Source organism: Streptomyces sp. NPDC047130 (genome assembly GCF_040643475.1).
Lineage (GTDB): Bacteria > Actinomycetota > Actinomycetes > Streptomycetales > Streptomycetaceae > Streptomyces.
In genome coordinates, this window is record NZ_JBEYUK010000005.1 from 83,308 (window position 1) to 102,306 (window position 18,999).

General features: G+C 73.6%; 18 protein-coding genes. 7 read left to right on the forward strand and 11 right to left on the reverse strand.

All coding sequences use genetic code 11. The features are described from left to right. Positions 1-28: 28 nt before the first annotated feature. From ABZ836_RS09565 to ABZ836_RS09580, 4 genes are all read right to left on the reverse strand, one after another. Positions 29-1,468, reverse strand: coding sequence for a GH1 family beta-glucosidase (locus tag ABZ836_RS09565; RefSeq protein ID WP_361140979.1), 1,440 nt, complete (start codon positions 1,466-1,468; stop codon positions 29-31). Between the two features lie 64 nt (positions 1,469-1,532). Beyond that, entirely contained in the window at positions 1,533-2,453 is a 921-nt protein-coding gene (locus ABZ836_RS09570; protein WP_356132714.1) for a carbohydrate ABC transporter permease, read from the reverse strand. Between the two features lie 15 nt (positions 2,454-2,468). Beyond that, positions 2,469-3,461: a sugar ABC transporter permease gene (locus tag ABZ836_RS09575; RefSeq protein ID WP_361140981.1), complete on the reverse strand. Its 993-nt coding sequence runs from the start codon at positions 3,459-3,461 to the stop codon at positions 2,469-2,471. A gap of 93 nt (positions 3,462-3,554) precedes the next feature. Next, positions 3,555-4,865, reverse strand: coding sequence for an extracellular solute-binding protein (locus tag ABZ836_RS09580; protein ID WP_361140983.1), 1,311 nt, complete (start codon positions 4,863-4,865; stop codon positions 3,555-3,557). Positions 4,866-5,191: 326 nt separating this feature from the next. Here ABZ836_RS09580 and ABZ836_RS09585 point away from each other — a divergent pair, with 326 nt between their 5' ends. Next, complete coding sequence (locus ABZ836_RS09585; RefSeq protein ID WP_356132720.1) at positions 5,192-6,208, forward strand: LacI family DNA-binding transcriptional regulator; 1,017 nt, start codon at positions 5,192-5,194, stop codon at positions 6,206-6,208. 58 nt (positions 6,209-6,266) lie between these two features. Here the strand turns inward: ABZ836_RS09585 and ABZ836_RS09590 are convergent, their stop codons facing one another. After that, positions 6,267-7,034 (reverse strand): DUF899 family protein, encoded by a 768-nt coding sequence (locus ABZ836_RS09590; RefSeq protein WP_356132722.1) that lies wholly within the window; start codon positions 7,032-7,034, stop codon positions 6,267-6,269. 194 nt (positions 7,035-7,228) lie between these two features. Here ABZ836_RS09590 and ABZ836_RS09595 point away from each other — a divergent pair, with 194 nt between their 5' ends. The 3 genes from ABZ836_RS09595 (at position 7,229) to ABZ836_RS09605 (ending at position 9,187) form a co-directional block, all read left to right on the forward strand. Further along, positions 7,229-7,480 (forward strand): ribbon-helix-helix protein, CopG family, encoded by a 252-nt coding sequence (locus ABZ836_RS09595; protein WP_361140986.1) that lies wholly within the window; start codon positions 7,229-7,231, stop codon positions 7,478-7,480. Then, positions 7,480-7,869 (forward strand): toxin Doc, encoded by a 390-nt coding sequence (locus ABZ836_RS09600; protein ID WP_356132726.1) that lies wholly within the window; start codon positions 7,480-7,482, stop codon positions 7,867-7,869. Before ABZ836_RS09595 ends, ABZ836_RS09600 begins: the two co-directional genes overlap by 1 nt. A 67-nt stretch (positions 7,870-7,936) precedes the next feature. Next, positions 7,937-9,187 (forward strand): MFS transporter, encoded by a 1,251-nt coding sequence (locus ABZ836_RS09605; RefSeq protein WP_361140988.1) that lies wholly within the window; start codon positions 7,937-7,939, stop codon positions 9,185-9,187. 126 nt (positions 9,188-9,313) lie between these two features. Here ABZ836_RS09605 and ABZ836_RS09610 read toward each other — a convergent pair whose 3' ends face one another. Next, a complete protein-coding gene (locus tag ABZ836_RS09610) occupies positions 9,314-9,790 on the reverse strand; it encodes a MarR family transcriptional regulator (protein WP_356132730.1) in 477 nt (158 codons plus the stop codon). Positions 9,791-9,820: 30 nt separating this feature from the next. Between ABZ836_RS09610 and ABZ836_RS09615 the strand changes: the two genes are divergently transcribed. Together ABZ836_RS09615 and ABZ836_RS09620 are read left to right on the forward strand one after the other, a co-directional pair. Beyond that, positions 9,821-10,906, forward strand: coding sequence for a bifunctional NAD(P)H-dependent oxidoreductase/GNAT family N-acetyltransferase (locus ABZ836_RS09615; protein ID WP_361140990.1), 1,086 nt, complete (start codon positions 9,821-9,823; stop codon positions 10,904-10,906). 252 nt (positions 10,907-11,158) lie between these two features. Continuing rightward, positions 11,159-12,457 (forward strand): vanadium-dependent haloperoxidase, encoded by a 1,299-nt coding sequence (locus ABZ836_RS09620; RefSeq protein ID WP_361140992.1) that lies wholly within the window; start codon positions 11,159-11,161, stop codon positions 12,455-12,457. Positions 12,458-12,560: 103 nt separating this feature from the next. Here ABZ836_RS09620 and ABZ836_RS09625 read toward each other — a convergent pair whose 3' ends face one another. The 4 genes from ABZ836_RS09625 to ABZ836_RS09640 all read right to left on the reverse strand — a co-directional run bounded on the left by ABZ836_RS09625 (position 12,561) and on the right by ABZ836_RS09640 (position 17,327). After that, complete coding sequence (locus ABZ836_RS09625) at positions 12,561-13,265, reverse strand: helix-turn-helix domain-containing protein (RefSeq protein WP_361140994.1); 705 nt, start codon at positions 13,263-13,265, stop codon at positions 12,561-12,563. Positions 13,266-13,355: 90 nt separating this feature from the next. Further along, a complete protein-coding gene (locus ABZ836_RS09630) occupies positions 13,356-14,684 on the reverse strand; it encodes a hypothetical protein (RefSeq protein WP_356132736.1) in 1,329 nt (442 codons plus the stop codon). A 135-nt stretch (positions 14,685-14,819) separates the two neighbouring features. Further along, positions 14,820-15,932 carry an ABC transporter substrate-binding protein gene (locus ABZ836_RS09635; RefSeq protein WP_361140996.1) on the reverse strand — a complete coding sequence of 371 codons (1,113 nt, stop codon included), beginning with the start codon at positions 15,930-15,932 and terminating at the stop codon, positions 14,820-14,822. 216 nt (positions 15,933-16,148) lie between these two features. After that, a complete protein-coding gene (locus tag ABZ836_RS09640) occupies positions 16,149-17,327 on the reverse strand; it encodes an MFS transporter (RefSeq protein WP_361140998.1) in 1,179 nt (392 codons plus the stop codon). A 59-nt stretch (positions 17,328-17,386) separates the two neighbouring features. Here ABZ836_RS09640 and ABZ836_RS09645 point away from each other — a divergent pair, with 59 nt between their 5' ends. Next, positions 17,387-18,496 (forward strand): winged helix-turn-helix domain-containing protein, encoded by a 1,110-nt coding sequence (locus tag ABZ836_RS09645; protein WP_361141000.1) that lies wholly within the window; start codon positions 17,387-17,389, stop codon positions 18,494-18,496. On the opposite strand, the gene ABZ836_RS09650 is transcribed toward ABZ836_RS09645, so the two are convergent. Then, positions 18,412-18,849, reverse strand: coding sequence for a nuclear transport factor 2 family protein (locus ABZ836_RS09650; protein WP_361141194.1), 438 nt, complete (start codon positions 18,847-18,849; stop codon positions 18,412-18,414). The genes ABZ836_RS09645 and ABZ836_RS09650 overlap by 85 nt on opposite strands. Positions 18,850-18,999: the final 150 nt, after the last annotated feature.

Consider the following 18,999-nt stretch of genomic DNA (forward strand, 5'->3'; position numbering starts at 1 on the left):
GCTGTGGGACGCCGCACCAGGTCTCGGGTCAGGCTCCGGGGACGACGCCGGTGCGGGCGACCTCGGAGTACCAGCGGGCGCTGGCCTTGGGGATGCGGGTGCCGGTCGGGTAGTCCACGTAGACGGCGCCGAACCGCTTGCTGTAGCCGTAGCCCCACTCGAAGTTGTCCAGCAGGGACCACAGGAAGTAGCCCCGGACGTCCGTACCGTCCTCGATGGCGCGGTGGACGGCGGCCAGGTGGTCGCGCACGTAGTCGATCCGGGCCGGGTCGTTGACGTTGCCCTCGGGGTCGGCGTAGTCGTCGAAGGCCGCGCCGTTCTCCGTGATGATCAACGGGAGGTCGGGGAACTCGGTGCCGAAGCGGCGCAGCAGCTCGTACAGGCCGGTGGCGTCGACGGCCCAGCCCATGGCGGTGGTCTCGCCGGGCGGCTGGTGGAAGGCGACCTCGTCGGCGGCGGGCCAGGGGGTGTGGGCGCTGCGGCCGTGTCCGTCGGAGGTGTGGGTGCCCGAGCCGTCGGCGCGGGAGACCACGGTGGGCGTGTAGTAGTTGACGCCGAGGAAGTCCAGGGGCTGGTGGATCTGCCGGAGGTCGCCGTCGTGGACGAAGGACCAGTCGGTGAGCGTACCGGTGTCCTTGAGGAGGTCCTCGGGGTAGGCGCCCTCGAGCATCGGGCCGGTGAAGACCCGGTTGGCCAGCGCGTCGATGCGGCGGACCGCGTCCCTGTCGTCCTCGGTCCGGCTGAGGGGCCGCACGTGGTGGATGTTGAGCGTGACCGAGCACTGGGCGTCCGCCGGGAGCGCGGCGCGCAGCGCCTGGACGGCCAGGCCGTGACCGAGGTTGAGGTGGTGGGCGGCGCGCAGGGCGTCGACGGGGTTGGTGCGGCCGGGGGCGTGCACGCCGGAGCCGTAGCCGAGGAAGGCGCTGCACCAGGGCTCGTTCAGGGTGGTCCAGGTCTTGACCCGGTCGCCGAGGGCGTCGGCGGCCAGGCCCGCGTACTCGGCGAACCGCTCGGCGGTGGCGCGCTCGGGCCAGCCGCCGGCGTCCTCGAGCTCCTGGGGCAGGTCCCAGTGGTAGAGGGTGGCGACCGGCTTGATGCCCTTCTCCAGCAGCTCGTCGACCAGGCGCCGGTAGAAGTCGAGCCCCTTCTGGACGGCCGGGCCCCGGCCGGTGGGCTGGATCCGCGGCCAGGCCAGGGAGAACCGGTAGGCGCCGATGCCGAGGTCGGCCATCAGGGCGACGTCCTCGCGCCAGCGGTGGTAGTGGTCGGTGGCGATGTCTCCGGTGTCGCCGTTGCGGACCTTGCCCGGGGTGCGGGAGTAGGTGTCCCAGATGGACGGCGTGCGCCCGTCCTCGGCGGCGGCGCCCTCGATCTGGTAGGAGGCGGTCGCGGAGCCCCAGAGGAAGCCCTGCGGGAAGGTGAGGCCGGCGCCGGGGGTGGAGGTGGCGGCCTGTGCGGCGGTGCCCATGTTTTTCCTTTTCGCGTTGGGGGACGAGGGGGACGAGTGGGGGTTGCCTGGTGTGCGTTCTCCGTCAGCCCTTGACGGCGCCCGCCATGACGCCGCTGACGATCTGGCGGCCGAAGACGATGAACATCAGCAGCAGGGGCAGCGTGCCGAGCAGCGCGCCCGCCATGATGAGGGACTGGTCGCGGATGTAGCCGGCGCTGAGCTGGGTGAGCGCGACGGGGACCGTGGGGTTGGTCATGTCGAGCGCCACGAACGGCCAGAAGAAGTCGTTCCAGGCGTGCACGAACGTGATCATGAAGAGCACCGCCATCGCGGGGCGCGCGATGGGCAGGACGATGCTCCAGAAGATGCGCAGCGAGTGCGCGCCGTCGACGCGGCCGGCCTCGACGAGTTCGTCGGGCAGCGCCTCGGACAGGTACTGGCGCATGAAGAAGACGCCGACGGCGCTGACGAGGGTGGGGAAGATGACGGCGGGCAGCCGCTGCGACCAGCCCAGCTCGGCCATCATCATGAACAGCGGTACCACGCCCAGCTGCGGCGGCACCATCATGGTGCCGATGACCAGCATCAGCAGGATGTTGCGTCCCTTGAAGCGCAGCTTGGCGAAGGCGAAGCCGGCCAGCGTCGCGAACATCACCGTGGACATGGCGATGACACCGGCCACGATCAGGCTGTTGATCATGGCCTGGCCCATCGCCGCCTCGTCCCAGGCGCGGGCCAGGTTGCTGAAGAGGTTCGGGCCCGGCAGGAACGGCGGCGGCGTCTCGCTCACCCGCGTGTTGTCGGTGGAGGCCGCCACCATCGTCCAGTACAGCGGGAAGATCGACAGGAGGGCCGTGATCCCGAGGAGGATGTAGGCGAGCGGGCCGGCGTGGTGCTGGCGGCCGGCGCCCTGGCGCAGGGAGATGCGGCCGGTGGGCGGCTTGGCCGGGTCGGCGGTCCGGGCCGGCGTCTTCGTCGGGACCGGGAGGCTTTCTGTGGTCATGGAGGTCTCTCCTGGTCAGGACGTGCGGGAGCGCAGGCGCTTGATCAGTGCCTGGGCCGCGAAGACGATGATGAGGAGGAGGAACATCGCCCAGGCGACGGTCGCCGAGCGGCCCATCTGGTAGTTCTTCCAGCCCTCCTCGTACAGCAGCAGGCCCAGCGTCTGGTACTGGTTGTCCACGCCGCCGGAGATGCCGTTGGGGCCCTGGCCGAAGATGAGCGGCTCACCGAAGAGCTGGGTGGCGCCGATGGTGGACAGCACGATGGTGAAGACCACGGTGGAGCGGATGCCGGGCACCGTGACGTGGATGAACTGCTTCCAGCGCGAGGCTCCGTCGATGGCCGCGGCCTCGTAGCGCTCGGCGGGGATGGCCTGCATGGCGGCCAGGTACAGCAGGGCGTTGTATCCGGTCCAGCGCCAGATGACGATCGTGGAGATGGCGAGCTGGGCGGGCCACTTGTCGCCCTCCCAGTTCACCGGGTCGATGCCGAACAGGCCGAGACCCCAGTTGATCATGCCGAAGTCACGCTCGAAGATCATGGTGAACACCAGGGCGGCGGCGCCGACCGAGGTGGCGTAGGGCACGAGCGAGGCGACCCGGAAGAACAGCGAGCCGCGCATCCGGTAGTTGAGCAGGTGGGCGAGGCCGAGCGCCATCAGCAGCTGCGGCACCGTGGAGATGATGCCGATGGTGATGGTGTTGCCGAGCGCGTTCCAGAACCGCGTGTCGCTCCAGAGTTCGACGTAGTTGTCGAACGCCACCCACTCCATGATGTCCAGAGTGGCCAGTTCCACCCGGTGCAGGGAGATCCACGAGGTGTACACGAGCGGGTAGAAGCTGAACGCGGCGAACACGACGAAGAACGGCGCCACGAACACGTAGGGCGCGCCCTTGACGTCCAGCCGGTGCAGCAGCGCGCCGCGACGGCGACGGCCGCCGTCGCCGGCCTTCGGGGCAGGGCCTTCGCGTCCCTCGCCGATCTGAGCCTTGGTGGTGGAGGTGGCCACCGGACTTCCTTCCTGAGAGCAGAGGTACGAGCCGGGGTCCGGGCCCGCCGGTGTGCGTCACCGGCGGGCCCGGGCTGCCGGGAGGAGCTACGGTCAGCCGACCGCCTTCTCGATGCGCTCCGAGGTGGTCTGCCACGCCTCGTCCCGCGGCGTTCCCCCCTCGACCAGGGCCAGGCCCTGGGAGAAGATGTCCTTGATCGAGCCGTCCTTGCGGCCCAGGACCTGCTCGTCCGGGATCTCCTGGGCGGCCTCGCCGAAGATCCTGCCGATCGGGGCGCCGCTGAAGTACTCAGAGGTCCGGTCCTTGACGGCCGGGTCCTCGAGGGCCACCTGCGAGGAGGGCACGCTGCCCTGCTGCTTGAAGATGTGGGCCTGCTGCTCGGGGGCGGTCAGCCAGGCGACGAGCTTCTTGGCCTCCTCCTTCACCGGGCTGGCCTCGACCACGCCGAGGAAGGAGCCGCCCCAGTTGGCGCCCTTGGGGGCCTTGGTGACGTCCCACTTGCCCTTGTGCTTGTCGCCGGCCTTCTCACCGATGTGGCCGAGCATCCAGGCCGGACAGACGGTGGTGGCGAAGGTGCCGTTGGACAGGCCCGGGTCCCAACCCGGCTGGAACTGCGGCAGCTTGGCGGACAGGCCGGACTCCGCCGCCTCGGTGGCGAGGTTCCACGCCTCCTCGACGGCCGGGTTGTCCTGGTAGATCAGCTCGCCCTGGGCGTTGTAGAACTGCTCCGAGTGGCCGTAGATCATGGCGTTGAACAGGCCGCTGGAGGCGTCGATGTAGGCGACCTTGCCGCCCTTGTGGTTCTTCTTGAAGGTCTTGCCGACCTCCACGAACTTGCCCCAGTCGCCCTCCCACAGCTTGGCGACCTCTTCGCGGTCGGTGGGCAGACCGGCGGCCTCGAAGTGGTCCTTGCGGTAGCAGACGGCCATCGGGCCGATGTCGGTGCCGAGGCCGAGGACCTTGCCGTCCTTGGTGGTGATCTGCGCCTGCTTCCAGGGCAGGAAGTGGTCGGTGTCCGCCATCCCCTTGAAGTCGGCGAACTTGTCGGCCTGCGTGTCGACGATCTCCTTGGCCCGGCCGATCTCGATGCCCTGGATGTCCTTCAGGCCCTTGCCGGCCGCCAGCTTGGTCTGCAGCGCGGTGTAGTAGGTCTGCTCGTCGCCGGCCACCTCGGCCTGGATGTCGACGTTGGGGTTCTCCTTCTCGTACTGCTCGATGAGGCCGGTCTCCTTGAAGCCCATCACCCCGTACATGCCCATGGTGATGACGACCTTGCCGTCCTTCTTGCCGCCACCGGTGACGGACTCGTCGCCGCCGCCGCAGCCGGCGAGGAGCGACATGGCGCCGACGGCCGCGACCAGCGCGACCGCTTTCGTACGCAACGACCTGTTGACAGGGGTCATGTTTCTTCCTCCAAGCGACGGCGCTGACGCACCGGAGTTACGAGGTCTGTAAAGAGCCACGGCAAGCGGGACGGTTCAGGGCGAACGCGTCTGAATCGCCGGGTGGGAACGTTCCCAACGCGTGGTGGGAACGTTCCCACCGGCGGATGGAACACTCGTACGTACGACCGCTCATGTCAATATCGTGAAACCAACTTGTTGCCGGGACCGTGCTCGCGGTTCAAGGGAGCGTGCTCGCACCGGTGGCCGTCCGGGCCGCCGGGCGTCTGCCACAATTGCGGCGATCATGCTCGCGGTCGATGCCGCGGTCGCCGAGGGAGAAGTGCATGTCACAGGGCCGCCCGCCCACGATCAAGACCGTCGCCGCCCGTGCCGGAGTGGGGCGGACCACGGTCTCCCGCGTCCTCAACGGCTCGGAGCTCGTCAGCACCGAGGCGCGGGCCCGGGTCCTGAAGGCGATCGAGGAACTCAACTACGTTCCCAACTCGGTCGCCCGGGGTCTGGTGACCAGCCGGACCGAGTCGGTGGCCCTGGTGATTCCCGAGTCGGAGAGCCGGCTCGGTTCCGAGCCGTTCTTCGCCGCGCTGATCCGCGGGGTCAGCGGGGCGCTCACCGAGACCGGCACCCAGCTCCAACTGGTGCTGGTGCGGGACCAGTTGGAGCGGGATCAGCTGACCGCCTCGATCGCCACCCGCCGCGTGGACGGGGTGCTGCTGGTGTCGGTGCGCGCCCAGGAGCGGGTGGCGGCCATGCTGGAGGAGATGCGGCTGCCCACCGTGCTGGCCGGCCGCCGCGGCGAGGACGAGCGGCTGAGCTACGTCACCTCGGACAACGTCGGCGGAGCCACGGCGGCGGTCGGCCACCTGCTGGACCGGGGGCGGCGCCGGGTGGCCACGATCACCGGCGCCCTGGACATGGACGTGGGCGTGGGCCGGCTCGCGGGCTGGCGCCTGGCGCACGAGCGGGCGGGCCTGCGGGCGGACGAGTCGTTGGTGGAGGCCGGGGACTTCTCCGAGGAGGGCGGTCGGCGGGCGATGCGTTCACTTCTCGAACGCGCGCCGGATCTGGACGCCGTCTTCGCCGCGTCCGACCTGATGGCGGTGGGGGCCCTGGCCGAGCTGCGCTCGCTGGGGCGACGGGTGCCGGACGAGGTCGCGGTCGTCGGCTTCGAGGACTCCGTGCTGGCCCGGCACACCAATCCGCCGCTGTCGACGGTGCGTCAGCCGGTGGAGGAGGTCGGCCGGACGATGGCGCGGATCCTGCTCGCGGAGATCGCCGACGCGGACGCGGAGCGGCAGCACGTGACGCTGCCCACGGAGCTGGTGGTGCGGGAGTCCTCCTGATCCGCGCCCGGGCCGGGGCCGCGGTCCGTCGCGCCTGGGGCCGCGGCGGGCGAGGCGGTCAGTGGTAGGGGCCGTGGCGGCCGAGGGTGTCCACGGGGGTGGCGCCGGGGCGGGTCCACTGGGGCGCCGGTCGGCTCGTCGGGCCCCAGGTCGCGTTGCCGTCCGCGTCCGTGCGCCAGTACCAGCACGGCTCGTTCCCCTCGGGCCGCCCCTCGGGCTTGTCCTCCCACGCCTCGCCGCGCCCGTAGGGCGTCATGTCCAGCAGGCCCATGGAGCCGTTGGCGCGCTCGGTGCCCCGGCCGGTGGTGGCGTACGTGAGGAAGGTGCGCTCCCCGTCGCGGAGGTAGGAGGTGAGGTACCCCATGCCGCCGCCGACCGGCTCGTCCAGGCCGCGCACCGAGTACCAGGGCTGGGTGTAGCCCATGAACGCGGTGTACGAGGCGATCTCCTCCCAGGGACCCGTGGTCACCAGGGCGAACGAGACGCCGCGGGCGTTGAGGTACACGGCGTCCCTCAGGTGCCAGGCGGTGGTGGTGCAGCCCTCGCACTGGCCCTGGGGCGGAGCGCCGTCGTACCACATGTGCTTGTACACGACGAGCTCCTCCCGCCCCTGGAAGAGGTCGAGGAAGGGGACCGGCCCGTCGCGGCCGACGACCTCGACGGTGCCGTCGAACTCGACCATGGGCAGCCGGCGGCGGGCCGCCGCGATGGCGTCCCCTTCGCGGGTGTGGGCCTTCTCCCGGACCAGGAGTTCGTCACGGGCGGCCTGCCAGGTGGCCCGGTCGACGACGGGCGGGCGGCCGGGGAGCTCGCCGGCGCTGGTCATGGTGTCCTCCGTGGGGGCGTGGGGCCGTGGGGCCGTGGTGTCGGGTCCACTGTCCCGTGCCGGGGCAGCGGTCGCCGGGCGGCCACCCCGACGGTTCACCGGTACAGACCCCCGCGGTGGCCGGAACTCATCGCCGGTCCCGGCCGGAAACCGGGCGTCTTCGCCATGTACAGCGTTCGCTGTACGCTGGACCCATGTCGAAGTCCGTGACCATCCGCGTCCCCGACGAGGTGCACGCCCGGCTGCAGGAGCGGGCGGCCCGGGAGGGCAGCACCGTGACGGCCATCCTGACCGAGGCCGCGCTGCGCGACCCCCGGCTCTCCGACCCCGCCTCGCTGGCCCGTGCCGCGGCGTGGGTGCGGCACCACGCGCAGGAGTTCGCCGAGGCGTTCCCCGAGGAGGAACCGGCCGTCGGCCCGCGCGGCGGCGAGGCCGACGCCGCCTGATGGAACTCCTCGTCGACCTGGCGTGGCTGCTCGAGCGCCAGGCACTGCTCATGCCGCACGAACTGGACGTGGCCGACTACTCCGCCCTGGCCGCCGCCGTCCAGCGGCACCGGGTCAACACGCCGCGCATCGGCTACGAGCCGGACAACGCCTGGCGTGCCGCGGCGCTGCTGGTGACCATCGCCCGGGAGGAGCCGCTGCCCGCCCGCAACTCGTTCTTCGCCGCGCTGGCGGCCGTGGAGTACATGGCGCGGGCCGGGGAGCCGGTGGAGCCGCCGCGGGGGGCGCTGCCCGATCTGCTGAGGCGGGTGCGGACGTACGGGGTGGACGTGTACGCCACCGCCGAGTCGCTGCGCGCCTGGAGGGTCCGGCCGCCGCACCGGGGGTGACGGCTGCCTGCCCGGCGGGGGCCCCAGGTCCGCGGAGTGCGTGGAGTGCGTGGGAGAGGCGTACGGCATGGAGCGCAGGGGGGTGTCGGCTCAGCGGTTCGGGTGGTTCCGGGCGGCGTACGCGGCGAGTGCGTACGGCACCTGGCTCGGGTTCGGGGCGTTCCCCCTGATCGCGATCACGGTGCTGGACTGCGGTCCGGCCGAGGTGGCGGCGCTGGCCGCCACGGGGCGGGCGGTGGGGGCCGTGGCGGCGGTGCCGATCGGGCCGTGGGTGGAGTTCCACCGCAAGCGGCCGGTGATGGTGGCGACCGCTCTGGCCCGCTGCGTGGCCCTGGTGAGCGTTCCCGCGGCGTACGCGCTCGGACTGCTCGGGTTCACGCAGTTGCTCGTGGTCTCCGTGGTCGTCGCGGCCTCCACCATCGCCTTCGGCGCGGCCTGCGGGGCGTACCTGAAGGAGGTGCTGCCGCCGGAGGAGCTGCTGGTGGCCAACGGGCGGCTGGAGTCGACGACCTGGACGGCGACCCTGGTCGGGCCGCCGCTGGGCGGGATGCTGACCGGGGTGTTCGGGCCGGTGACGGCGGTGCTGGCCAACACGGCCGGCCACCTGCTGTCGGCGTTGGGCGTGGTGGCCGTGGGTGGGGCGGAGCCTCGCCCGGAGCGCGCCCCCGCACGGCGGATGCGCGCGGGTGAACTGCTGGCCGGCTGGCGCCATGTGCTGGGCCATCCGGTGCTTCGGCCGCTGTTCCTCAACGCGGTGGTGGTCAACGGGCTGATCATGGCCGCCGAGCCGCTGCTCGCCGTCCTGCTGCTGGGACCTCTCGGGTTCAGCCCGTGGCAGTACGGGCTGGCCTTCGCCGCCCCGTGCGTCGGCGGGCTGGTGGGCTCACGCCTGGCCCGCCGACTCGTGGCGCGGTACGGGCAGCGCCGGGTGCTGCTCACGGCGGGTGCGGCGCGCGTCTGCTGGCCGTTGGGGCTCGCGTTCGTGCGGCCCGGGGTCGGCGGTCTGGTGCTGGTGATCGTCGTGCAGTTCGGCCTGGTGACCTGCTGTGCCGTGTTCAACCCGGTCCTGGCCACCTGCCGGCTCGAGCACACCGGCCGGGACAAGGTGGCCCGCACCCTGTCCGCGTGGTCGGTGAGCAGCAGTCTCACCATCGCCGCGACGACCGCGGCCTGGGGCCTGCTGGCCGCCGCGACGGGGCCGCGTGCGGCGATCGGTGCCGCGGGGGTCCTCCTCCTCGCCACTCCCCTGCTGCTGCCGCGCCGTGCGGGCGCGGCGGGTCGGTCCGGGGTGCGCGAGGAGGAGGCCGGCGCCGGCTGAGGGCGGCCGGGCGCGCGCCGGTGCCGCGTGCAGCCGGTGCCGCCGTGCAGCCGGTGCCGCGATGGTGCCGGTGCGCCCAGGACAGCCGGTGCCGCGGTGGAGCCGGTTCGGCCCGGGCTCCGGGGGTCACTCCCCGGCGTCCTGGACCTTCGCCGCGATGCGTTCGAGGGCCTGGAGGTCCTCGGGCGTCAGCCGGTCGACGAAGTGGCGCCGGACCGAGTCCAGATGGGCGGGGGCGGCGGCCTCGAGGGTCTCCATGCCGTCGTCGGTGAGCACCAGGAGGCAGCCCCTGCCGTCCGCCGGGTCGGGCTCGCGCCGCAGGAGCCCGCGCGCCTCCATGCGGGTGGCGTGACGGGAGAGCCGGCTGCGCGACCACCGCATCTTGGTGGCCTGTTCCCGCAGGGTGCTGGTGCGGTCCGGCCGTTCGGACAGCGTGCTGAGCACCTCGTAGTCGGGCTCCGAGAGCCCGACGGCCGCCAGGTCACGGGCGGTCGCGGCCTGGACGGCGATCACCATGCGGCGGTAGGCGCGCCAGGCCCGTTCCTCGTCCTGATTCAGCCAATTCACGGTCCCGGCCGACTGGTTCTCCGTATTCGTTGACATGGAACCAATCTACTCCGTACTTTCATTTCCATGTCAACGAAAACGATGCGTGTCCTCGTCCTGGTCTGCAGCACCCGTCCCGGCGCCCTCGGCCCGGTGGTCGGCAGGTGGCTGACCGAAGTCCTCGAGCCCCGTGCGGGCGAACTCGACGTCGAACTCGTCCCGGTCACCCTCGGCGAACTGGCGCTGCCCTTCCTCGACGAGGAGGAGGAGCCGGCCTCGGGCGTCTACGCCCACGAGCACACCCGCAGGTGGAGCGCGCTGGTGGACGGCGCGGACGGCTTCGTCGTGGTCACGCCGGAGTACAACTACGGGATGCCCGCGCCGTTCAAGAACGCCCTCGACTACCTGACCCGCGAGTGGGCGTGGAAGCCGATGGGCTTCGTCAGCTACGGGCACACCTCCGCGGGCACCCGCTCGGTGCAGCACGCCAAGCAGGTGGTGACCACGCTGCGTCTGGTGCCGCTGGGCGCCACGGTGGCCCTGCGGATCCGCGACGCGGTGGAGGACGGACAGGTACGTCCGAACCCCGCGCTCGCCGCGTCGGCCGTGGGCCTCCTGGACGAACTGGTCCGGGTGTCGCACGCGCTGCGCCCCCTCCGTGAGCGGGCGCGTCCCGGCCTCCCGGCGGGACCGCTGCCGGGCTCTTACCTGCGCCCGCTGACCCCGGACGACGCCGCCGAGGTTCTGATCCTGCAGCGGTGCTGCTGGGTGGAGGAGGCCGTCGCCAACGAGAGCCTGGACATTCCGGCCCTGCACGAGTCGCTGGAGCAGGTGCGGGAGTGGCTGGGAACCTGGCGGACCACCGGCCTGTGGCGGGACGGCCGCCTGCTGGGGATGGTGCGCAGCCGTCGTGACGGGACGGACTGGCACGTGGGCCGCCTGGCGGTGGTGCCCGACCTGCGGGGCCGGGGGCTGGGGCGCGAGCTGCTGCGGATCGGCGAGGCCGGCGCCGGGGCGGCGTGCCGCCGGTTCGTGCTGCACACCGGCGCGCGCAGCGAGCAGAACATCCGCCTCTACCGCGGTGAGGGGTACCGGATCGTGCCCCTGCCGGAGGACGACGGCACGGTGTCGTTGGTGAAGGACGTGAACTCCGCGCCGGTTCCGGTCGGTTGAGGAACGACGGGGGTGCGGGGCGGGGCGGGTCCGGCGCGGGCGGGGGGCAGGCGGGTGAGTGCGGCGGTCGTCCGGCACGGGCGGCGAGGCCCGCGTTGCGGCCCGCGCGGTGCGGAGCCGCGGTCGGGAGGCGGCGTCCGCACGAGCCCCGCGCGCCTCGACGCCGTGTACTCCGACCGGGCCGTCCGAGGTGCCCCGGGGCGCGACGGAGCGCAGAGTTCTGCCGGGGGAACTGGTGCGAGGAGCCTCACGATGCGCAGGAGAACCCGGTGGGCGTCGCCCGCCCCCTTGATGCGACTGGCCGTCGGTCTGGCCGTGCTCGCGTCCACCCTTCCGGTCGCGGCGGCCGTGGCCGCGGAGCCGGGTGCGCCCCCGGCCGCCCGGGACCCGGCCGTGGTGGCGCGGTGGATGCGCGTCGCCGCGGAGACGATCGAGACCGAGGTGGACGGCACACCGCCGGACCGGATGTTCTGGGAGGCGTACGCCGCGACGGCCGTGTACAACGCGGTGACCGGGATCGAGGGGCGGTACGCGCCCTACCGGTGGCGGGCGCACGCACCGCGCGGGGCGTCCTCCGCGGCCGCCGCCGCGAGCGCCGCCCACCGGCTGCTGCGTCACTACTTCCCCGGCTCGGCGGCCAAGCTGGACGCGGCCTACTCCGCGACCCTGGAGCAGATCCCCGACGGGCGGGCCGAGACCGAGGGCGTCGCCTTCGGCAGACGTGCGGCAGATCACTTCGCGAAGCTGCGCGAGCGGGACGGGCGAAACGCTCCCGTGTCGTTCGACAAGCCGCCCGCGCCCGGGGTCTGGCGACCGGCCCCGCCGGCCTTCGCACCCTTCTCCAACGCCTGGCTCGGGCGGATGCGGCCTCTGCTGCTCCACTCCCCCGCCCAGTTCCGGCCCGGACCGCCGCCGGCGCTCGCCTCGGAGCGTTATGCCCGGGACCTCAACGAGGTGAAGGCGTACGGCGCCAGGGAGAGCACCGTCCGTACGCCGGAGCAGACGGACACGGCGCGGTTCTTCACCGAGCTGGACGTGCCCGGCGCGCTGGGCGACCACGCGGCACGGCGCCGTCTGGACATCGCCGACACGGCCCGCCTGTACGCGGCGGTGCACGCCGCCCAGGCCGACGCGATCGTCGCCGCCTGGGACGCCAAGCTGCACTACGGGACCTGGCGTCCGGTCACCGCCATCCACCTGGCCGACACGGACGGCAACCCGGCCACCGAGGCGGACCCCGGCTGGGAGCCCCTGCTGCCCACGCCGGCCCATCCGGACTACCTGAGCGGTCACGCCGCCACCGCCGGGGCGCTGACCGGCGTGCTCACGGGGCTGCTGGGCCACGACCGGATCGACCTCACCATCCGCTCCGTGCGGGGTGGTTCGACGCGGCACTACGAGCACGCCGGGCAGTACGACCGGGACGTGGTCGACGCCCGGGTGTTCGCCGGCATCCACACCCGCTCGGCCGACACCGCCGCCAACCGGGTCGGGCACCGGGTCGCCGACCGGGCCCTCGAACGGTACTTCCGGCCGGTCCGGCACCGGTGAGGGCATTGGTGCCGGCACCGGCACCGGTGCCGGTCACGCGCGGCGGCGCCCTCTCGTCCCTGCCTGCCGCCCCTGCCTGCCGTCCGGCCGGCGGGTCGTCAGCTCAGGCCGCCTGCCGGTCCTGGGACGCGGGGACGTCGGCGCCCAGCAGTTCCCGGAACGCCTCGGCGCCCTCGGCGGTGACCGCCAGGGCGCGCCCGCTGCCGATCCGTCTGACCCACCGGCGCTCCAGCGACGTCGTGCACAGCGCGGCGCCCAGGGTTCCGGCGAGGTGCGGGCGGCGCTCGGTCCAGTCCAGGCAGCTCCGCACCAGCGGGCGCCGACTCCCCGGGGGCTGCTCGAAGCGCAGCGCCTCGGCCGCCCACGCGCGGCCCGCTGCGGTGACGGCGAGCCCGGAGTCCACGGACACCAGGCCGCGGGCGGTCATCGCATCCGTGAGGGCAACGCCCAGGGCTCCCGCGAGGTGGTCGTAGCAGGTGCGGGCGCGGGCCTCGGCGCTGCGCCTGACCGATTCCCGCAGGTTCCGCGGCGGGCGCGGATCCTGCGAACCGTAGAAGGCCAGGCTCTCGATCAGCGCGGCGACCTCCGGCCCGGCCAGCCGGACGTAGCGGTGCCGGCCCTGGCGTTCCTCGGCCAGTACGCCGCCCGCGATGAGCCGGGAGAGGTGCTCGCTGGCGGTGGAGGGCCGCACGCCGGCGTGCCGCGCCAGTTCGCCGGCGGTCCAGGCCCGGCCGTCGAGCAGGGCCTGGCAGAAGGCCGCACGGGTGCGGTCGGCGAACAGGGCGGCGGTATCGGCGAGCGGCGGCATGACTTCATGATGCCGCAGGGACGGTTCGGGGAACGCCGAACGGTCGACGTCCGGGGTCAGGGCTCCGAACCGTCGACGTCCGGGGGCCGGTCACGCGTCCCGGTGGCGGGCACACGCCGAGCGGAGTTCCTCGAGCAGGTCCGGGTACCGCTCGCCGTACGTGTGCACGGCGTGCCACACCGCGCCCAGTGCGGCGCGGAGCGGGTCGGTGTCCGCCGCGGCGACCACGGCCGTGACGGCGAGGTGCTGCTGCGAGACCCGTGTGGTGACCCTCGGACCGTCCGCGCCCCGCGTGACCATGACGGCGCCGCCCGCGGCGGGCACGGCGGGTGCGGCCGACGCGGCGGGCCCGTTCGGCACGAACGCGCCGAGCCGGCGGCCGAGACCGGGGCGGGCAGGCGTCGCCTCTGCCGGTCGCGCGGCCGGGACCCATGTCCACGCGGCGCTCTCGTGCGTGGCCGGCCGGTACGGGGGCCGCTCGGGAGGCTCCGCAGGGCTCGAGGAGCGGTGCGGCACCCGGGGGTCGGACGTCAGCGTCTCCCGCAGCCGGTCCGGGTCGTCGAACGGCGGTGGCAGCGGGTGCCCCCGCGTCAGCGCGCCGAGCGCCCGGGCGACCCAGGGAACCGCGGTCAGGTCCGCCGTCTCGCAGGCCCGCCGGGCGGCCAGCAGTGCCACCGCGCGCTGGGCCTCGGGTCCCAGCGTGTCCAGGGTGTGCGCCAGGTCGCTGTCGTGGCGGAGCAGCGGCCGGGCGGCGTCGGCCATGGTGCGCAGCCTCTCGCCGGGCAGGCGCCCGCCCCACGTCCACCGCTCCCGATCCAGCCGCCGCTCCTCCGCCGCACGCTCGGCCGCCTGCCGGGCCAGGCGTTCACGCTCGGCCCGCTGCTCCGGCGTGGGCGGCGGGGGAAGTTCGCGCGCGAACCGGTGCCAGTGGGCGGCCTGGCGGGACGTCTCGCGGAGGATACGGTCCGGACCCGGTGGCGCGGGCCAGAACTGGAGCAGGTACCGCTCCGGCTCCGTGCTCGGTCCGGTGTCGTGCTCGCGGCCCTGGTCCATGCCGCGGGCGCAGTACCGCACCCGGTGGTCGGCCGGGGCGAGACCGAGGTCCCAGGCTGCTTCGCCCGCCCACTGCACCAGGCGGGTGCTGGCCGACACGGGGCGGAAGGACACCTCGACCACGTCTTCCCAGGCCGGGTCCGGTGGCGGAGGCGGCTCCTCGTGGACCTCGACGGTGAAGGCGACCCTGCCCGTGTGAAGTCCGGTGGTGAGCCAGAGCGCGCCCGGCACCGCGGCCCCGCACAGCCCGGCCGTCCGACCGGCGAACGCCTCGGCGAGGCCTTCCGTGCCTGTGCCGTCCGGATCGCTCTCGACGTAGATCTGTCCGTAGGCGACGAACACCTCGCCCGTGACCGGTCTGCGCATGACCACTCCTTCCGCTCGTCGCCCGGCGCGGCGGTCCGTGCGGGGTCCGACGCACCGTCACCCGTCCCATGCTGCCGCCCGGCACCGACAACCGGGCGGCGGACGGGCGCGGCCTGCGGACGGCCCGACCGGGCGTCAGCCGGTGAAGAGCGTCCGGAGGTGGTCGGGCCGCTCGGGGTCGCGGTCGGCGACGGCGACCGGGGGCCAGGTCCACTGCCAGACGTCGCTGCCCGGCGGCCGGGAGAAGCGGACCGTGCCACGGGTGCCCTCGACTTCCAGGTGCGGCCAGGACGCGGCGAGGTCCGCCCGGTCCGTGCCGTGGGTGCGCAGCGCGTGGGCGAGGACGGTCACGGTGTCGTAGCCCTCGAAGGCCACGAACGAGGGGGACGCGGTGAGCCGCTCCCGCAGGGCGGCGCCCACCCGTGTGCCGAGCGGTCCGAGCCGCTCGGGCAGGTAGCGCAGGAAGGGGACGCCGGTGCCCGACCGGCCCAGCAGTGCCGCCCAGTCGGCGAACTCGGGCTGGCCGGCGGGGGCGCCGAGGGTGAGGCCGGCGAGGCGCGGGTCGCTGCGGACCGCTTCGACGACGGGCACCGCGGGTCGCGGGTGGCCGACGAGGAGCAGCAGGACGGTGGCGCCGTCGGCGGCGAGTTGGGCGCACAGGGCGTCGGGGGTGAGGGCGCGCATGTCGAACTCGGTGACGGTGCCCCCGCGTGGGGCGACGTGGTCGCGGAGGACGCGGGCTCCCGCCGCCCAGTAGGCGCTCGGTTCGGCGGCCAGGGCGATGCGGCTGTGCCCGGCGGCGAGCAGGAAGTCGGCGTAGAGCCGCCAGCCGTGGGACTGGGCCGGGGCGATACGGGCTACGAGGTCCGTGGGTTTCTCGGTGAGGTCGTCGAGGACCGCCGAGGAGCAGAGGAACGGCAGCCCCAGGGCGTCCGCCGTGGTGGCGACCGCCTGGGCGACGACGCTGTGGTACTCCCCCGCGAGGGCCGCCACGCCGAGGCGGTCGAGCTCGTCCACCGCCGCCGCGGCCCGCCGGGGGTCGGCCGCGGTGTCACGGACGATCAGTTCGAGCGGCCGCCCGCCGATGCCGCCGCCGTCGTTCACCTCGCCGGCGGCCAGCTCGGCCCCGGCCAGCAGGTGCCGGCCGGCCTCCACCCAGCCGGGCCGGGTCAGGGGGACGAGTAGGCCGATCCGGACGGGAGACACGCCGGTCCCCCGGGTTCCGGGTGGGGAGGCTGTTGGGTCCATGCTCCGACCTCCGGTGCACCGATGGAACTGCGGCCACCCGAACGGCTGGTCGTCTCGGCGGCTTCACGATCCGCTCGGGCGCGCAGCCTATCCCCGCGCGGGCCCGCGATCCAGGCTTGTGCCGCCCTCGTGGACGCGAACCTCCGAAGTCCCGCGCGTGCGCCCGCACTTCGCGCCGCGGGAGAGCCGGCTCGGCCCGGCGACGGGAGAGCCGGCTCAGCCCGCCGCGGGGGCCGGTGCGCGTCCTCGCAGGCCGGGGGCGAGAGCCAGGGTGACGGCGACGGAGGCGAGCGCCATCGCCGTCATGGCCACGGCGGGTGTGGTGAGTTCGGCGACGGTGCCGGCGAGGAGGGCGCCGATCCCCTGGAGGGCGAGCAGGCCGGAGGAGTGCAGGCCGAGGGCCTGACCGCTGAGTTCGTCGGGGGTGAGCCGCATCAGGCGCTCCTGGAGCAGCAGGCTCGCCGAGAAGCCCACGGAGGCCAGGGTCACCGCGGCCAGCGCGGCGGGGAGCCCGGGCTCGAGGAAGAAGAGCAGGTAGGGGGCGGCGAGCAGCAGCCGCAGGGGTGCGCCGAGCCGTTCCCGCCACCGGGGCGGGAGGAAGCGGCCGGCGATGGTGTCGCCGGCGAGCATGCCGAGGGCGGCGAAGGAGAAGAGGAGTCCGGCGTGTTCCGGGTCGTAGGAGACGAACAGGGATTCGCAGCCCACCACGAGCCCGTTCGGTACCCACAGCGCCAGGTAGACGTGGCGGCGGGGAGAGGAGGACCAGAGGCGCGCGTTGACCCGCCAGGTGGCCGCGGCGGACGGGCGGCCGGTCGCCCGGGGCGGGCGGTCGGTGAGGCCGAGGCGGGTGACCGCCGCTGCGGTGACGTACAGGAGCGCGGCGACGAGCAGGGCGCCCTGCGGTGAGAGGAGGGCGACGAGGACGCCTCCGAGGGCGTAGCCGCAGATCTGGAGGGTGCCGACGGCCATGTTGAGCACCGAACGGCCCAGCAGGTAGCCGTCCTTGGTGAGGATCTCGGTGAGCAGGCCGTAGCGGACGCCGCCGCCCACGGAGGCGATCAGCCCTTCGGCCGCCAGGACCGCGAAGATCACCCATATCGGCACGGCGGGGATCGCCTGGACCGCGGTGGCCGTGGCGAAGATCAGGGGGAGGCCGGTCATCGCGGCCCGCGGGCGCAGGCGGTCGGCCGCCGACAGCAGCGTGGCGGCGCCGACGAGTTGGGCCAGGGACGGCCCGAACATGGCGAGGGCGGAGAGCAGCGGGGAGCCGGTGGCGGAGTGGACGAGGTTGCCGAGGGCGAGGCCGGCCACCGTGGTGGCGGCCACGGAGAGGGCGGTGCCGGCGAAGAACGGCGTGAACTCGGGCGTGCGGAAGAGGTCCCGGTAGGTGCGCATGGCGGGAGTGTCCGAGGCGTCACCGCGGCGGCGTTAATGTTTCGCGGGGAGGCGAAAGCATGGGTCTGTGGCTGCTGGACGCGGACACGTTGGCGCGCGGCCGGTTCGTCCTGTCGCCGCTGGCCGAGACGGTCGCCGCGCTGATGGACCTGGACCAGGCGGTGGCCTTCCATCCGGGACAGCGCGGGTGGCTGGCGGCCCATCTGCCGGCGTTCCGCGAGCGGTTGGCCGGGGACGCGGTCGCCGCGGCGGTGGTGGCAGCCGGGTTCCGGTCCAGCTGGCTCGCCGACTTCCTCATCCCGACCCCGGTGGGTGAGGGCGTCCCGGACGTCGACGAGGAACTGCGGCGGGTCCGTGGCACCCCGCCCGCCAGGGCCCGCGCCGACCTGGCGCTCGCGCTGGGCGGCGATCGGCTTCCGCCCGAGCTGTACGGCGACGACGTGCCCGAACGGGCGGCGGCCCTGCTGGAGTGGGTCTGGACGGAGACGGTCCTGCCGGACTGGGAGCGGCGGCGGCAGGTGCTGGAGGCCGATGTGGTCGCCCGTACGCGGCAGCTCGGCGACGGCGGGTGGGCGGCGGCCCTCGACGGGCTGCGCCCCCGGACGCGCTGGCTGGGCGAGGGCCGGTTGCAGATCAACGCCTACGACAATCCGCCGCGTGACATCCGTGGCTCCCAGCTCCTGTTCGTGCCGGTGTCCTCGCGACGCGGCTGGGTGAGCTGGGACGAGCCGCACCGGTACGCCGTGGTGTACCCGTGCTCGGGTGTGCTGGCCGGGGCGGAGGAGCGGCCCGCGCCCGAGGCGCTGCGCGCCCTGCTGGGCGCGGGGCGTGCCCGGATCCTCACCCTGCTGGCGGCGCCGATGAGCACCTCCCAGGTGACGGCGGCGACCGGGATGGCGCTGGGCTCGGTGGGGCGGCATCTGAGGGTGTTGCTGGACGCGGGACTGGTGCGGCGACGGCGCGCGGGACGGTGGGTGCTGTACTACCGGGCCGAGGTGGGTGACCTGCTGGTCGAGGCCGCCGGGGGCGGGCGGCCCGCGCGGGCGCGGACGGGCACGGCCCCGCGCCCGTCCGGCGCGGCCGGTCACCGCCCGGTGGGCGCCGGTACCAGTCCGTCCTCGGCCAGCCCGGCCAGGACCGCCTCGCCGAGGGCGTGCACGGCAGACTGAGGGCGGACCATGACGGTGAACTCCTTGATGCGGCCGTCGTCGTCGAAGTGCAGCAGGTCGATGCCGTGGATGCCCTTCCCGCCGGCCTTGGCGCGGAAGAGCAGCACCGCGGAGTCGGCGGTGCCGCCGTCGCCGCTGGTCTGCGAGGTGCCGGTGAATTCGCCGACGTAGTGGAAGTCCTCGAAGACGCGCAGCAGGACCCCGAAGAGGCCCATCACCATGGGCCTGCCCTCGAACGGGGTGAACTTCACCGGGCTGTAGAGGCGGATGTCCTCGGTGAACAGGTCCTGGAGCGCCGCGAGGTCACGGCGGTCCACGGTGGCGCGGAAGAGGTCTGCGGTGCTCGTGCTCATGGCGGTCAGCTCCCGGTACCGGTAGTCATGAAATTGACTAGTCAGATTCATGACTACCATAGGCCGGAGCCGGACGACAGAGGCAGCACGGCAGCACGACCGAGGCAGCACGGCAGAAGCAGCACGACCGAGGCATGGGGAAGGCGACGC